At 67.0% G+C, this 14,540-nt stretch carries 17 protein-coding genes and 1 pseudogene; 5 read left to right on the top strand and 13 right to left on the bottom strand.

All coding sequences use genetic code 11. The features are described 5' to 3' along the window. Nucleotides 1–7 precede the first annotated feature (7 nt). Both AC1RTA_RS03690 and AC1RTA_RS03685 read left to right on the top strand, forming a co-directional pair. Complete coding sequence (locus AC1RTA_RS03690) at nt 8–625, top strand: chemotaxis protein CheC (protein WP_492783982.1); 618 nt, start codon at nt 8–10, stop codon at nt 623–625. Further along, a complete protein-coding gene (locus tag AC1RTA_RS03685) occupies nt 625–1,611 on the top strand; it encodes a GGDEF domain-containing protein (protein WP_492783981.1) in 987 nt (328 codons plus the stop codon). The genes AC1RTA_RS03690 and AC1RTA_RS03685 overlap by 1 nt, the downstream gene beginning before the upstream one ends. A gap of 6 nt (nt 1,612–1,617) precedes the next feature. Here the strand turns inward: AC1RTA_RS03685 and AC1RTA_RS03680 are convergent, their stop codons facing one another. The 3 genes from AC1RTA_RS03680 to AC1RTA_RS03670 all read right to left on the bottom strand — a co-directional run bounded on the left by AC1RTA_RS03680 (nt 1,618) and on the right by AC1RTA_RS03670 (nt 6,731). Next, nucleotides 1,618–5,094: a bifunctional diguanylate cyclase/phosphodiesterase gene (locus AC1RTA_RS03680; protein ID WP_492783980.1), complete on the bottom strand. Its 3,477-nt coding sequence runs from the start codon at nt 5,092–5,094 to the stop codon at nt 1,618–1,620. 154 nt (nt 5,095–5,248) lie between these two features. Further along, nucleotides 5,249–5,965 (bottom strand): fumarylacetoacetate hydrolase family protein, encoded by a 717-nt coding sequence (locus AC1RTA_RS03675; RefSeq protein ID WP_492783979.1) that lies wholly within the window; start codon nt 5,963–5,965, stop codon nt 5,249–5,251. Between the two features lie 19 nt (nt 5,966–5,984). Continuing rightward, nucleotides 5,985–6,731, bottom strand: a complete 747-nt coding sequence (locus AC1RTA_RS03670) for a Nif3-like dinuclear metal center hexameric protein (RefSeq protein ID WP_205231087.1) — start codon at nt 6,729–6,731, stop codon at nt 5,985–5,987. 20 nt (nt 6,732–6,751) lie between these two features. Here AC1RTA_RS03670 and AC1RTA_RS03665 point away from each other — a divergent pair, with 20 nt between their 5' ends. Continuing rightward, nucleotides 6,752–7,906 carry a Do family serine endopeptidase gene (locus AC1RTA_RS03665; protein WP_014236522.1) on the top strand — a complete coding sequence of 385 codons (1,155 nt, stop codon included), beginning with the start codon at nt 6,752–6,754 and terminating at the stop codon, nt 7,904–7,906. 23 nt (nt 7,907–7,929) lie between these two features. After that, on the top strand, nt 7,930–8,754 hold the full coding sequence (locus AC1RTA_RS03660; protein WP_492783978.1) for a class II glutamine amidotransferase: 825 nt from the start codon (nt 7,930–7,932) through the stop codon (nt 8,752–8,754). A 69-nt stretch (nt 8,755–8,823) separates the two neighbouring features. On the opposite strand, the gene tatC is transcribed toward AC1RTA_RS03660, so the two are convergent. The 10 genes from tatC to hisB form a co-directional block, all read right to left on the bottom strand. After that, complete coding sequence (tatC, locus tag AC1RTA_RS03655) at nt 8,824–9,699, bottom strand: twin-arginine translocase subunit TatC (RefSeq protein WP_492783977.1); 876 nt, start codon at nt 9,697–9,699, stop codon at nt 8,824–8,826. A gap of 8 nt (nt 9,700–9,707) precedes the next feature. Continuing rightward, nucleotides 9,708–10,091: a Sec-independent protein translocase protein TatB gene (tatB, locus tag AC1RTA_RS03650; protein ID WP_014236519.1), complete on the bottom strand. Its 384-nt coding sequence runs from the start codon at nt 10,089–10,091 to the stop codon at nt 9,708–9,710. A gap of 78 nt (nt 10,092–10,169) precedes the next feature. After that, a complete protein-coding gene (tatA, locus tag AC1RTA_RS03645) occupies nt 10,170–10,394 on the bottom strand; it encodes a Sec-independent protein translocase subunit TatA (protein WP_014236518.1) in 225 nt (74 codons plus the stop codon). Between the two features lies 1 nt (nt 10,395). Then, nucleotides 10,396–10,755, bottom strand: coding sequence for a histidine triad nucleotide-binding protein (locus AC1RTA_RS03640; RefSeq protein WP_014236517.1), 360 nt, complete (start codon nt 10,753–10,755; stop codon nt 10,396–10,398). 39 nt (nt 10,756–10,794) lie between these two features. Then, a complete protein-coding gene (locus AC1RTA_RS03635) occupies nt 10,795–11,118 on the bottom strand; it encodes a phosphoribosyl-ATP diphosphatase (protein WP_014236516.1) in 324 nt (107 codons plus the stop codon). Beyond that, entirely contained in the window at nt 11,115–11,522 is a 408-nt protein-coding gene (gene hisI, locus AC1RTA_RS03630) for a phosphoribosyl-AMP cyclohydrolase (protein WP_492783976.1), read from the bottom strand. The genes AC1RTA_RS03635 and hisI overlap by 4 nt, the downstream gene beginning before the upstream one ends. Before the next feature lie 7 nt (nt 11,523–11,529). Continuing rightward, nucleotides 11,530–12,291: an imidazole glycerol phosphate synthase subunit HisF gene (hisF, locus tag AC1RTA_RS03625; RefSeq protein ID WP_130460139.1), complete on the bottom strand. Its 762-nt coding sequence runs from the start codon at nt 12,289–12,291 to the stop codon at nt 11,530–11,532. Continuing rightward, nucleotides 12,291–13,031, bottom strand: coding sequence for a 1-(5-phosphoribosyl)-5-[(5-phosphoribosylamino)methylideneamino]imidazole-4-carboxamide isomerase (gene hisA, locus AC1RTA_RS03620; RefSeq protein WP_014236513.1), 741 nt, complete (start codon nt 13,029–13,031; stop codon nt 12,291–12,293). Before hisA ends, hisF begins: the two co-directional genes overlap by 1 nt. Before the next feature lie 48 nt (nt 13,032–13,079). Continuing rightward, on the bottom strand, nt 13,080–13,718 hold the full coding sequence (hisH, locus tag AC1RTA_RS03615; RefSeq protein ID WP_014236512.1) for an imidazole glycerol phosphate synthase subunit HisH: 639 nt from the start codon (nt 13,716–13,718) through the stop codon (nt 13,080–13,082). Then, nucleotides 13,718–14,305, bottom strand: coding sequence for an imidazoleglycerol-phosphate dehydratase HisB (gene hisB / locus AC1RTA_RS03610; protein ID WP_014236511.1), 588 nt, complete (start codon nt 14,303–14,305; stop codon nt 13,718–13,720). The genes hisH and hisB overlap by 1 nt, the downstream gene beginning before the upstream one ends. Nucleotides 14,306–14,343: 38 nt before the next feature. Between hisB and AC1RTA_RS03605 the strand changes: the two are divergent. Further along, nucleotides 14,344–14,540, top strand: a pseudogene (locus AC1RTA_RS03605) (hypothetical protein); the annotation flags it as partial.

Here is a 14,540-nt window from a genome sequence, read left to right as displayed (position 1 = left end):
CCGAGACATGGAACTGAACGAGCTGCAGCGCGACGCCCTGGTGGAAGCCTTCAATATCGGCGTCGGCCAGGCCGCAGCCAGCCTGGCCAGCATGGTCAATGAGGAGGTCAAGCTGTCGGTGCTGACCCTGCAGCTGATCCCGCGGCACGAGGCCATGCAGCAGTTCAGCTTCCGCCACAGCGACAAGATCTGCGCCGTGGCCCAGCGCTTCTCCGGCGCCTTCGACGCCCAGGGCTTCCTCATCTTCCCCGAGGAAAATGGCCTGGAAATCGTCCGCCGCATGGTGGGCGACAGCCTCTCCCTGAAGGAGCTGACCGAGCTGGAACAGGAGGCCATGAGCGAGATCGGCAACATCCTGCTCAACGCCTGCGTCGGCACCCTGGCCAACCTCTTCCGCCGCCCCCTCAACAGCACCCTGCCCACCTATCACCTGGGCAGCCCGGACGAAGTGCTGGGCGGCCAGATCCAGGGCAACGACGAAGCGGTGCTCCTGCTGCACATCGACCTGACCCTGGAACAGCACGAGATCCAGGGCTATGTGGCCTTCCTCCTCAGCGTCGATTCCATCGCCAACCTGGTGGCCGAGGTGGACAGCTACATCGCCCAGGCCATGGGAGGACGCTGATGGGACATCCGCATCTGGCGGCACCGCTCCTGCTGGAGCTGGCCCACACGGTCAATGAAGGCCTGATCCTGATCGACGCCGAGGGCAAGGTGCAATTGTGGAACCGCTGGCTGGCGGAGCGTTCCGGCGTCAGCGCCCAGGAAATCCAGGGGCGCCGCCTGGAAGAGGTGTTCCCCCACCTGGCCAACAGCCGCCTCGCCCATGCCGTGCAGACCGCCCTGCAGCAGCAGTTGCCGGCCATCCTGTCCCAGACCCTGAACCGGCGGCCCTTTCCCCTGCAGGATCATCTGCACAACGACGCCCACCCCATCGAGCAGGCCATCACCATCGCCCCCCTGGCCCGGGAATCCGGCCATATCCACTGCCTGATCCAGATCCAGGACGTCACCGCGGCGGTGAGGCGGGAACAGCAGTTGCGGGAACAGGCCCAGCAGCTGCAGGCCCTCTCCAACATCGACGGCCTCACCGGCGTTGCCAACCGGCGCAGTTTCGATGCCCGCTTCCAGGAGGAATTCCAGCGGGCCCAGCGCCACGGCAGCAACATTTCGGTGCTCATGCTGGATATCGATTACTTCAAGGAATACAACGACTGCTACGGCCACCAGGCCGGCGACACCTGCCTCACCGTAGTCGCCAACACCCTGCGCCGCTGCCTGCAGCGGGGCGGTGATTTCGTCGCCCGCTACGGCGGCGAGGAGTTTGCGGTGGTGCTGCCGGGCGCCAGCCACGGCGCCGCCTGCAAGCTGGCCAGCAGCCTGCAGCAGGAAATCAGCCGGCTGGGCATTCCCCACGCCAACTCCCACGCCGCCAGCCATCTCAGCATCAGCGTCGGCGTCGCCACCCACACGCCCCAGCGCAACGACCGGGCCCAGGACCTGCTGCGCGGCGCCGACATCGCCCTCTACCAGGCCAAGCGCCAGGGCCGCAACCGGGTGGTCAGTGCCGACGCCCTGGACCTCACGGTCCAGCCCGAAAAGCTGATGTAGGGCCGGCTAGCGCCGGCCGTCCCAGAAGGCCCGGATGTCCGCCGCCGGCATGGGCCGGGCAAAGTAGAAGCCCTGGGCCGAAGCGCAATCGTGGGCCTGCAGGAACTCCAGTTGGGCTTCCGTCTCCACCCCTTCGGCGATCACCGACAGCCCCAGGTTGTGGGCCATCTGGATGATGGTGGCCGTAATCGCCGCCCCCCCGGCGTCGCTGGCGATATCCCGCACGAAAGCCTGGTCGATCTTCAGCTTGTCCAGGGGCAGGCGCTTCAGATAGGCCAGTGAGGAATAGCCGGTGCCGAAATCGTCGATGGAGAGGCGCACCCCCCGGGCCTTGAGCCGGTCCAGCAGGTCCGTGGCGCCCTGGCCCTGGTGCAGCATCATGCTCTCCGTCAACTCCAGCTCCAGCCAGGCCGGCTCCAGGCCGCTTTCCGCCAGGGCCCGCTCCACCGAGGCCTCGAACTGGGGCTGGCGGAACTGCAGGGCGGAAATGTTCACCGCCACCGGCACCGCCGGCATACCCTGCTCCTGCCAGGCCCGGTTCTGCCGGCAGGCCTCCCCCAGCACCCATTCGCCGATGGGCACGATGAGGCCCGAATCCTCGGCCACGGGAATGAAGCGGGCCGGGGAAACCAGGCCCATCTGGGGATGCTGCCAGCGGATCAGGGCCTCGAAACCGATCACCCGGCCGCTCGGCATGTCCACCTGGGGCTGGTAGTAGAGCAGGAATTCCTGCCGCTCCAGGGCGCGGCGCAGGCTGTTCTCCAGGGACAGGCGCTCGAAGACCCGGGCATTCATGTCCGGGGTGAAGAAGTGGAAACTGTCCCGGCCCGCCTCCTTGCTGTAGTACATGGCGGCATCGGCATTCTTCACCAGGGTCTGGAAATCCCGGCCGTCCTCGGGGAAGACGGCGATGCCGATGCTGGCGGTAATCACCAGTTCGTGCCCGCCCAGCTGGTAGGGGCGGTTGAGGGACTCCAGCAGCTTTTCCGCCACCCGGGCCGCATCCTGGGGCGTCTCGATGGACGGCAGGAGGATGATGAACTCGTCGCCGCCGGGCCGGCTGACCGTGTCGGCGCTGCGTACGCAGGCCTGGATGCGCCGCCCCACCTCCTGCAGCAGCTGGTCACCGACCTGGTGGCCGAGGGAATCGTTGATGTTCTTGAAGCGGTCCAGGTCGATGAACATCAGGGCCAGGGACTCACTATTGCGCTCGGCCAGGGCAATGGCCTGCTGCAGGCGGTCGTGCAGCAGGGAGCGGTTGGGCAGGCCGGTGAGGTAGTCGTGCTCGGCGAGGAAGCGGATGTGTTCCTCGTTGCGCTTGCGTTCCGAAACATCGGCGAACACGGCCACGTAGTTGCTCACCTCCCCCGCCTCGTCGCGCACGGTGGTGATGGAAAGCCACTCCGGATACACCTCGCCGCCCTTGCGCCGGTTCCAGATCTCGCCCTGCCAGGTGCCCGCCGTCTTCAGGTGGTGCCACAGGTTGGCGAAGAAGGCGGCGTCGTGGCGACCCGAATTTAACACCCGCGGGTCCCGCCCCTGGACCTCGGCCTCGGCGTAGCCGGTGATTTCGACGAAGGCCCGGTTCACCGACATGATGCGGTTGTTGCGGTCGCAGATGACGATGCCCTCGCTGGCCCCCTCGAAGACCTTGGCGGAGAGGCGCAGCTGCTCCTCGGCCCGGCGGCGGGCGGTGATGTCGTGGATGATGGAATAGAGCAGGCGACGCCCCCGCAGCAGCACCGGGCCGCTGTGCACCTCCACCTCTCGCACCTCGCCGCTGGCCAGGCGATGGCGGAAGTTGAAATAGCGGCGCTGCTGCTGGTCCGCCAGGGCCATTTCCGCCCGCACCTCCTCCACCGAGAGCTGGTTGAGCTGGGCGATGTTCATGCGGCGCAGGGTGTCCAGGGGATAGCCGTAGAAGTCGGCCGCCGCCGGATTGGCATCGACGATGGCGCCGTCGCCGGCATCGATCAGCAATTTGATCGAGGTGTTGTTCTCGAACATCTGGCGGTAGCGCTCTTCGCTTTCCCGCAGCACCTCTTCCTGGTGCCGGGCCTGGTCCACGTCCTCGATGACGATGATGATGCCCCGCTGGGGCTGCTGGGCGTCGATCTGGCGGGCGTAGAAGTTGGCCCAGAAGAGAGTGCCGTCGGCCCGCCGGAAGCGGCGCAGGAAGTGGGCGACGCGGCCGTCGGCCACGGCCGGATAGAGCTGCTGGCCGAATTCGGCAAATTCCTCCGGCGTCGGGTAGTAGCCCACCACGGTCTGTCCCAGGGCCGTCTCCAGGGAGACGCCGAAAAGCCGCTCGAAAGCCCGGTTGGCCTGGATCAGGCAGCGGTCCCGCACCACCCCGATGACCACCGGACTGGCGTCGAAGATGGATTCCATCTCGGCGATGCGGCTGCCCAGGTCGTCCCGGGCCTGGCCCAATTCGTCCAGCAGCAGATAGAACTCCCGCGCCAGACCGCCGATTTCGTCCTGGCCCAGGACCGGGTCGGCCAGCTTGCGCGCATGGTCCTGGCGCACCTCCACCACGTGCTGGCGCAGGCGGGAAAGGGGGGCCAGCACCCGGCGCATGGCCAGCCAGGCCAGGACCGCCACCGCCAGGGCCGTCAGCAGCAGGTAATAGACCGTGCCCCAGCGGCCCGTCTCGATGGGGGCGTAGGCCTCCTCCACCGGCAGCAGGGCGCCCAGCACCCAGTCCGTGGACGGCACGGACTTGAAGCTCATCAGCACCCGCTGGCCGTAGCTGGTGGCGCCCTCGTCGCTGCCCTCGAAACCGGCGATGGCCCGGTCGAAAACCGGGTTCTGCCCCGGCGCCGCGTTGGGCTGCAGCACCCGCTCGGGGAAGCGGCTGACCAGGGTGGTGCGGTCCCGGGTGACCAGGACGAAGTGGCCGCTGCGTCCCACCTTGCGCCCGGCCAGGCCGCCGAGGAACTGGGGCTTGAGGATCTGCAGGGTGCCGGAGAGGGAGGCGATGACCCGCCCTTCCCCGTCCAGCACCGGCGCCGTCATGGCCAGGGTGGGCAGGCGGGTGACGCGGCCCAAGAAGGGCCGGGAAACCACCGCCCGCCCCTCCTCCAAGGCCTCCCGGACGTGGGGAAAGGCGGAGACGTCGGTGCCCCGGCGCTCGGGCATGACCGGAGAATCGGCGATGACGCGGCCGTCCCGGCCGACCACGATGAGGTCGTCGAAGAGCAGCAGCAGGGAATACTTGTCGTTGAGGAAGGCCTGCAGTTTTTCCGGCTGGCCCAGCATGGCCGGGGTGATGGCGGCGGCGGTGCGGGCCAGGGAGGCCTGGTTGAGCTGGATGCGCTGGTCGATTTCCTCGGCCACCCGGGACACCAGGGAAAACTGCTGGTCGGCGACGGTCTGCTTCAACTGGGCCTGGGCCAAATGCAATTGCACCGCACTGCCCAGCGCCACCAGGAGCACCACCAGTGCCGTGATGGCCAGGGCCATTTTGGTTTTCAGGCTCATCGTTTCTGTCGCCGGCTTCCGTAGAGGGTTACGGGTAGGGATACCCATTACGGAAGCCATATTACCATCGGCGTAGGGGGCGCCAAACCCCTTTAGGGACGCGGCTTCCAGCCCGGCGCCCAGGCTGGAGGGAAGCCCTTGCCGGAGGCCTGCCTCAGGCCAGGGTCACGGCCAGCCGGCCGACGCCCTCCACGCCCCCCACTAGGGTATCGCCCCGCACCACGGTGGAGACGCCGGCCGGGGTGCCGGTGAAGATCAGGTCGCCGGGGGCCAGGCGCAGGAAGGTGGACAGATTGGCCACCACCTCCGCCACGTTCCAGCTCATCTGGGCCAGATCGCCCGACTGGCGCCGCTCGCCATTGACCTCCAGCCAGATGCCGCCACTGGCGGGGTGCCCAGCCTGGGTGGCCGGGACAATGGCGCCGATGGGGCCGGACTGGTCGAAGCCCTTGCCCATGTCCCACGGATGGGCCTTTTCCTTGGCCTTCTGCTGCTGGTCGCGGCGGGTCAGGTCGAAACCCACGGCATAGCCGAAGACGCCCTCCAGGGCCGCCGCCACCGGAACGTTGAGCCCCTGCTGACCCAGCTCGGCGATGCGGGGGCCGAGAGCCACCACCAGTTCGACCTCGTGCTGCAGGTTGTTGGTGGCGGGCGGATAGGCCACCGTGGCGGCGGTGCCGTCAGCCACCGGCACCAGGGCGTCGGCCGGCTTGCTGAAGAAGAACGGCGGCTCCCGGGTGTCGGCGCCCATTTCCCGGGCGTGGTCGGCGTAGTTGCGGCCGACGCAATAGACCCGGCGCACCGGGAAGCGGGCCTGGCTGCCGGCAATGGCCAGGGCAACGACGGGTGGCGGAGTGAACAGGTAATCCATGGGGGCAGGCTTTCTCCGGTCAGACCGGGTTGTCGATATCGATGAACTGGCAGTGCAGGCCGAAACGCTCGGCCAGGTGGGCCGCCAGGGCCCGGGCGCCGCCCCGCTCGGTGGCGTGGTGGCCGCAGGCCAGGTAGGGGACGCCGCATTCCCGGGCCAGATGGGTGTTCTGCTCGGAAATCTCGCCGGAAATGTAGGCATCCAGCCCCAGGGCCACGGCCTGCTCGAAATAGCCCTGGGCGCCGCCGGAGCACCAGCCGAGGCGGCTCACCAGCTTGTCTTGCGGGCCCACCAGCTGCACCGGGCGCCCCAGCAGGGTGCCGGTTCGGGCCGCCAGTTCCCCGGCGCTGAGCGGCTCGGGCAGGCGGCCGTACCAGGCGATGTCCTGCTCGCCGAAGCGGCCTTCCGGCTGCCAGCCGCAGAGCCGGGCCAACTGGGCGTTGTTGCCCAGTTCCGGATGGGCGTCCAGGGGCAGGTGGTAGGCGATGAGGTTGAGGTCGTGCTGCATGAGGGTGGCCATGCGCCGCTTGCGAAAGCCGGTGAGGCGCCCGTCCTCGTTCTTCCAGAACCAGCCGTGGTGCACCAGCACGGCATCGGCGCCCTGGGCCACGGCCGCATCGAGCAGGGCCTGGCTGGCGGTGACGCCGGCCACCAGACGGCCGATCTCGGCCTTGCCTTCCACTTGCAAACCGTTTGGGCAATAATCCCGAAACCGGCCCGCTTCCAGCAGTTCATCGAGATAGCGCGTCAATTCTTCACGTTTCATGGGTGCGACCTTTTTCCTTCATGCGTAAGACCTGGTTGATTTTTGCACAAACGGTAACGGTGAGTCTCGCCGTGCTGTTCGTCATCAGCACCCTCAAACCCGAATGGCTGGGCCATCGGGCCAGCGTGGTGGCCCTGCAGGAGGCCGCGCCGGCCGCCGCCGACGGCGGTGCCGGCCTCGGCGGTTTCCGCGAGGCGGTGCGCCGCTCCCTGCCCTCGGTGGTCTATATCTTCACCAGCAAGGAAGTGAAGAGCAGCCGCCACCCCCTGTTCGACGACCCGGTGTTCCGCCACTTCTTCGGCGACCGTTTCGACAACGAGCCCCAGCGCTCCTCCGGCCTGGGCTCCGGCGTCATCGTCAGCCCCGAAGGCTACATCCTCACCAACTACCACGTGGTGGAGGCCGCCGACGACATCGAGGTGGCGGTCAACGACGGGCGCAAGCTCAAGGCCAAGGTCATCGGCAGCGACCCCGAGACCGACCTGGCGGTGCTCAAGGTCAATGCGGACAAGCTGCCGGCCATCGTCTTCGGCCAGATGGACGGCATCCGGGTCGGCGACGTGGTGCTGGCCATCGGCAACCCCTTCGGCGTCGGCCAGACCGTGACCATGGGCATCGTCTCCGCCCTGGGCCGCTCCCACCTGGGCATCAACACCTTCGAGAATTTCATCCAGACCGACGCCGCCATCAACCCGGGCAACTCCGGCGGCGCCCTGGTGGACGCCCAGGGCAACCTGATCGGCATCAACACCGCCATCTACTCCCGCTCCGGCGGCTCCCTCGGCATCGGCTTTGCCATCCCCGTCTCCACCGCCAAGAGCATCATGGAGCAGATCATCCAGACCGGCACCGTGACCCGGGGCTGGATCGGCGTCGAGGCCCAGGAAATCACCGCCGAGCTGGCCGAGTCCTTCGGCCTGCCCGACGCCAGCGGCGCCCTCATCGCCGGTGTCCTGCGCGGCAGCCCGGCCGACGGCGCCGGCATCAAGCCCGGCGACATCCTGCTGGCGGTGGGTGGCAAGGAGGTGAAGGATCCCCAGGTGATGCTGGACCTCATCGCCGAACTCAAGCCCGGCGCCAGCGTGCCCTTCAAGCTGCGCCGCAACCAGAGCCTGCTGGAACCCCAGGTCAGGATCGGCAAGCGCCCGCCCATGCGGCGCGACCCCGACCAGTAAGCCCCGCCTCCCGGAGACGTCCCATGTGCCAGTTGCTCGGCATGAACTGCAATGTCCCCACGGACATCTGCTTTTCCTTCACCGGATTCCAGGCCCGGGGAGGCCTCACCGACGTCCATGCGGACGGCTGGGGCATCGCCTTCTTCGAGGGCAAGGGCACCCGGGTCTTCCTCGACCCGGAACCCTCGGCCCACTCCCCGGTGGCGGCCCTGGTGCGCCAGTATCCGATCCGCTCGCGCAACGTCATCGCCCACATCCGCAAGGCCACCCAGGGCGTGGTGGCCCTGGAAAACACCCATCCCTTCATGCGCGAACTGTGGGGCCGTTACTGGATCTTCGCCCACAACGGCAACCTGCTGGACTTCGCTCCGTCCCTGGACGGCAGCGTCATGCCCGTGGGCAACACGGACAGCGAGCGGGCCTTCTGCTGGCTGCTGACCGCCCTGCGCCGGCACTTCGGCGACCAGGCGCCGCCCACCGCCGAACTCTTCGCCGCCCTCACCGAACTGAGCGTGGACCTGGGCAGCCGCGGCGAATGCAATTTCCTGCTCTCCAACGGCGACTGGCTGTTTGCCCACTGCTCCACCCAGCTTACCTACATCGTGCGCCGGGCCCCCTTCGCCAAGGCCCACCTGACGGACCAGGACGTGACCGTGGACTTCAGCGAGGTGACCACGCCCAACGACCGGGTGGCGGTGATCGCCACCCAGCCCCTGACCGACGACGAGGTATGGACGCCCCTGCCCCCGGGCAGCCTGTGGTGGTTCGAGGAGGGGGAAGTGCGGGCCTCGGCCCCCACGGTGGCCGGCCCGGCGGAGAAATGCCGCTACCACTGCGGCGGCGGCTGACCGGGCGGAGCGCAAAAGCAAAGGGCCCCGCGGGGCCCTTTTTCATTGCTGCCGGCACCGCCTGCCGGTTCAGTCCGGCTTCCGCTCCGGCGCCTGGCTGTGGCCCAGGGCCTGGTCCATTTCGCCGGCGCTCATGGGCTGCCAGTCGGCGGCAGGAGCGGCCGCGGGAGCCGGATCGCTGGGCGCCGGTGCCGCCACCTCGGGCTGGGGCCGGCGGCCGATGAAGCTGGCCAGGATGATGCCCAGTTCGTAGAGCAGCCACAGGGGCACCGCCAGCATGATCTGGGAAAGCACGTCGGGCGGGGTGAACACGGCGCCGATGATGAAGGCACCGACAATGACGTAGGGCCGCCATTCCTTCAGCTTGGCGATATCCACCAGGCCGATGCGCACCAGGACGATGACGATCACCGGCACCTCGAAAGTGACGCCGAAGGCGACGAAGGTGGACAGGACGAAGGACAGGTACTTGTCGATGTCCGTCATCCAGGCCACCCCTTCCGGCGCCACCTTGGCCATGAAGCCGAATACCGTCGGGAACACCAGGAAATAGGCGAAGGCCATGCCGCTGAAGAAGAGCAGCACGGAGGCGAAGACCAGGGGCAGCACCAGCCGCTTCTCGTGGGAATAGAGGCCGGGGGCGACGAAGGCCCAGGCCTGGAACAGCACATAGGGCAGGGCGATGAGGAAGGCCACCATCAGGGTGATCTTCATCGGCACCAGGAACACGCCCACCACGTCGGTGGCGATCATCTGGCCGCCGGCCGGCAGGGAGGCCAGCAGGGGGTTGGCCAGCAGGGTGTAGAGTTCCCGGGACCAGGGGAAGAGGCAGACGAAGACCACCAGCACGGCCAGCAGGGCCCGGATCAGGCGGTCCCGCAGCTCCACCAGGTGGGAGAGGAAGGATTCTTCGGCGGCGCCGCTCTCTTGGCTGTCGAGACTCATGGGGGCAATCAGGCTTTCGGCGCCTCAGCCGGGGCGGCTGCGGCAGCTTCCGCGGCAGGCGCAGCGGCGGCGGGCGGTGGTACTTCCGCTGCCGCCACCGTTTCGGCCGGCGGCTGGATGGCGTTGTTGAGGGACTGCTCCGTGCTGGAGAGCCCCTGCTGGATGGAATTTTCGAAACTGCGGGCCGAATCCTGCACCTGGGTCTGCAGCTTCTTCAGTTCTTCCAGCTGCATTTCCCGGTTGATGTCGGACTTCACGTCATTCACGTAACGCTGCAGACGCCCAAGCAGATGGCCGGCCGTGCGCGCCACCTTGGGCAGGCGCTCGGGGCCGATGACGATCAGCGCCACCACGGCGATGACGATTAGCTCGGAAAAACCGATATCAAACATAGGTCAGGCAACCAGGAAAAAGGAAACCGGGGCCGGGGAGACAGACGATCTCCGCCAATCCCCGGCCGGAGGGACGGTTCAGGACTTGGTCTTTTCCTTGACCTCGCCCTCGATGGTCTGGCCGCCGGCGACCTGCTGGGGCGGCGTGGTGCCGCCTTCGGCGGTGCCTTCCTTGATGCCGTCCTTGAAGCCCTTCACCGCGCCGCCCAGGTCCTGGCCGATGTTGCGCAGTTTCTTGGTGCCGAAAACCAGCATGACGATCACCAGAACGATGAGCCAGTGCCAAATGCTAAAGCTACCCATATCAGTCTCCTTGAATTCGTTTCAGCATCGGCCCCACGGGAGCGTCGCCCCCGACGATGTGGGCGTGCAGGTGCGGTACTTCCTGCTGGCCGATGCGGCCGGTGTTGATGATGACGCGGAAGCCCTCGGGGCTGCCTTGATCGACCGCAATTTTGTTGGCCACCGCCAGCAGGCGCCCCAGCACCGGCGCATCGGCCTCGCTGGCATGGGCCAGGGATTCGATGTGGCGCTTGGGAATCACCAGCACATGGACCGGCCGCAAGGGATTGATGTCGTGGAAGGCGAACACGTGCTCGTCCTCGTACACCTTGCGCGAGGGAATCTCGCCGCGCACGATCTTGCAGAAAATGCAGTTGTCCATATCAGGTCCGGATGGCTTGAAAAATCGCGGGGAGCCGCATCATTTCGTGCGGGAAGCCTTTTCGTCAATCCCGGAAATACCCTCACGACGGCGCATTTCCTGGGACACGTCCTCGATGGACAGGCCGTAGAAGGCCAGCAGCACCAGGATGTGGTAGATGACGTCGGTGGATTCCCAGACGATGTTGAGGCGCTTGCCTTCCTTGCCGGCCATGATCAGCTCGGCGCATTCCTCGCCGATCTTCTTCAGGATGGAGTCCGGGCCCTTGGAAAAGAGCTGGGCGGTGTAGGAAGTCTCCGGGTCCGCGTTGCGGCGGGAAGCCAGGGTGTCGGAGAGGCGATGCAGGATGTCGTGAGTGCTCATTTTGCGTAAATTTCCTTCGGGTCTTTGAGAACCGGGTCGGCCGGAATCCAGCGATCGCCTTCCCGCCGGTAGAAGAAACAGCTTTCGCGGCCGGTGTGGCAGGCGATGCCGCCTTCCTGCTCGACACTGAGCAGGACCACATCGCCGTCGCAGTCGGCGCGCATTTCCTTGACGTGCTGGAAGTGGCCCGATTCCTCGCCCTTGCGCCAGACCTTGTTGCGGGAACGGCTCCAGTAGGTGGCGCGGCCGGTACGGGCGGTTTCTGCCAGGGTGTCCCGGTTGGCGTAGGCGAACATGATGACGCGGCCGCTGGCGGCGTCCTGGGCGATCACCGGAATGGTGCCGTCGGCGCCGAACTTGAGGGCGTCCAGCCAGGACAGGGAGGGATCGAGATCGTGGCTCATGGTTTGCCTAGAGGCGCACCTCGATGCCCCTGTCGCGCATGTATTCCTTGGCCTGGCGCACCGTGTATTCGCCGAAGTGGAAGATGGAGGCGGCCAGCACCGCATCGGCACCGCCCTGGGTGACGCCGTCGGCCAGGTGCTGCAGGTTGCCGACGCCGCCGGAGGCGATCACGGGAATGGCCACCGCATCGGAGACCGCCCGGGTCAGGGCCAGGTCGAAGCCGTTCTTGGTGCCGTCCCGGTCCATGGAGGTGAGCAGGATCTCGCCGGCGCCCCGGGCCGCCACATCCTTGGCCCAGGTCACCACGTCGATGCCGGTGTTGTTGCGGCCGCCGTGGGTGAACACGCACCACTGGCCCGGCGCCGTCTGCTTGGCGTCGATGGCGACGACGATGCACTGGGAGCCCACCTTGGCCGAGGCGTCGGACACCAGGTCCGGATTCTGCACGGCGGCGGTGTTCATGGAGACCTTGTCGGCGCCGGCGTTGAGCAGGCGGCGCACGTCCTCCACCTTGCGCACGCCACCGCCCACCGTCAGGGGGATGAACACCTGGGAGGCGCAGGCCTCGATGATGTGCAGGATGATGTCGCGCTGATCGGAGCTGGCGGTGATGTCGAGGAAGGTGACTTCGTCGGCGCCCTGCTCGTCGTAACGGCGGGCGATTTCCACCGGGTCACCGGCATCCCGCAGTTCGACGAAATTGGTGCCCTTGACGACGCGACCGGCGGTCACGTCCAGGCAGGGGATGATGCGTTTGGCCAGCGCCATTACTTGCCGGCCTTGTCTGCTGCTTCCTGGGCCGCCTTGAAGTCCAGGGAGCCGTCGTAGATGGCCCGGCCGGCGATGGTGCCGACCACGCCTTCGCCTTCCACTTCGCACAGCTTGCGGATGTCGTCCAGGTTGGAGAGGCCGCCGGAGGCGATGACGGGAATCTTCAGGGCCTGGGCCAGCTTCACCGTGGCTTCGATATTGATGCCGGAGAGCATGCCGTCGCGGCCGATGTCGGTGTAGATGATGGATTCGACGCCGTAGTCCTCGTACTTCTTGGCCAGGTCGATGACGTCGTGGCCGGTCAGCTTGGACCAGCCGTCCACCGCCACCTTGCCGTCCTTGGCGTCCAGGCCGACGATGATGTGGCCGGGGAAGGCGACGCAGGCGTCATGCAGGAAACCAGGATTCTTCACCGCGGCGGTGCCGATGATGACGTAGGTGAGGCCCGCATCGAGGCAGCGCTCGATGGTGTCCAGGTCGCGAATGCCGCCGCCCAGTTGCACCGGGATCTCGTCGCCCACTTCCTTGAGGATGGCCTTGATGGCCCCCTGGTTCTTCGGCTGGCCGGCAAAGGCGCCGTTGAGGTCCACCAGGTGCAGGCGGCGGGCGCCCTGGTCCAGCCAGTGGCGGGCCTGCTCGGCGGGGGACTCGGAAAAGACGGTCGCCTCTTCCATCAGGCCTTGCTTGAGACGGACGCACTGGCCGTCCTTCAGGTCAATCGCGGGAATGATCAGCATGATCGCGAATACGTAGAGAGAGTAAGTCGGAGGGGATGCCGGCGGCCGTCAGGGCTGCCAGCGGATGAAGTTGCGCAGCAGGGCGAGGCCGTCGCGGGCGCTCTTTTCCGGGTGGGACTGGATCGCAAAAATATTATCCCGGGCCACCGCACAGGTAAAGGGGATGCCGTAGTCGGCCGTGCCCGCCACCACGGCCGGGTCTTCCGGGGTCACGTAGTAGCTGTGCACGAAGTAGAAGCGGGCGCCGTCCTCGATGCCTTCCCACAGGGCATGGGGCCGGGTGTGGCGCACCTGGTTCCAGCCCATGTGGGGCACCTTGAGACGGCTGCCGTCGGCGGCCACCATCTTGTCGGCGGGGAAACGGCGCACCTGGCCGGCGAAAACGCCCAGGCCGGGCACGTCGCCCTCTTCACTGTGCTCGAAGAGCATCTGCAGGCCGATGCAGATGCCGAGGAAGGGCTTGTCCTTGGCGGCCTGCAGCACGGCGGGGCGCAGGCCCCGGGCGTCCAGTTCGGCCATGCAGTCGGGCATGGCGCCCTGGCCGGGGAAGACCACCCGCTCGGCGGCGGCGACCACCGCCGGATCGGCGGTGACCACCACTTCCCTGCCTTCGGCCACGTGCTCCAGGGCCTGCCAGACGGAGCGCAGGTTGCCCATGCCGTAGTCGATGACGGCGATCTTGCCCATTACAGCGCTCCCTTGGTGGAGGGAATGACGCCGGCAGTGCGCGGGTCCGGGCTCACCGCCATGCGTAGGGCGCGGGCGAAGGCCTTGAACACGGTCTCGCACTGGTGGTGGGCGTTTTCGCCGCGCAGGTTGTCCACGTGCAGGGTGATGAAGGCATGGTTCACCAGGCCCTGGAAGAACTCGTGCACCAGTTCCGTATCCAGGGTGCCGAGCATGGCCCGCTTGAAGTCCACATGGAACTCCAGGCCGGGGCGGCCGGAAAGGTCCACCACGACGCGGGACAGGGCTTCGTCCAGGGGCACATAGGCGTGGCCGTAGCGGGTCAGGCCCTTCTTGTCGCCCAGGGCCTGGGTGAGGGCCTGGCCGATGGCGATGCCGATATCTTCCACCGTGTGGTGACCGTCGATGTGCAGGTCGCCCTTGGCCTCCACCTCCAGATCGATCAGGCCGTGGCGGGCGATCTGGTCCAGCATGTGGTCGAGGAAGGGAATGCCGGAATTGAGCTTGGCACAGCCGGTGCCGTCCAGATTGAGACGGACCGTGATCTGGGTTTCGAGGGTATTTCGGGAAACTTCGGCTTGCCGCATGGGAGCACCGTTGAATGGGTAAGTCGGAAACAGCGGCCATGATACCATTTCAGCCCTGCACCAGCCGTGGCGGCGTGCCCTTTCGCGCCGCCCGCCCCATCCACTTTTCCCTGATCCGTCCGGCCATGAGCAAATTCTGGAGCCCCCTGGTAAATCGCCTCACCCCCTACGTTCCCGGGGAGCAGCCCAAGCTGCCCAATCTGGTGAAGCTGAACACCAACGAAAATCCCTACCC

It is taken from the genome of Azospira sp. MPR-E4 (assembly GCF_058809645.1).
Note: the sequence above shows the minus strand (reverse complement) of the source record. Positions and strands in the feature narration are given on the sequence as shown.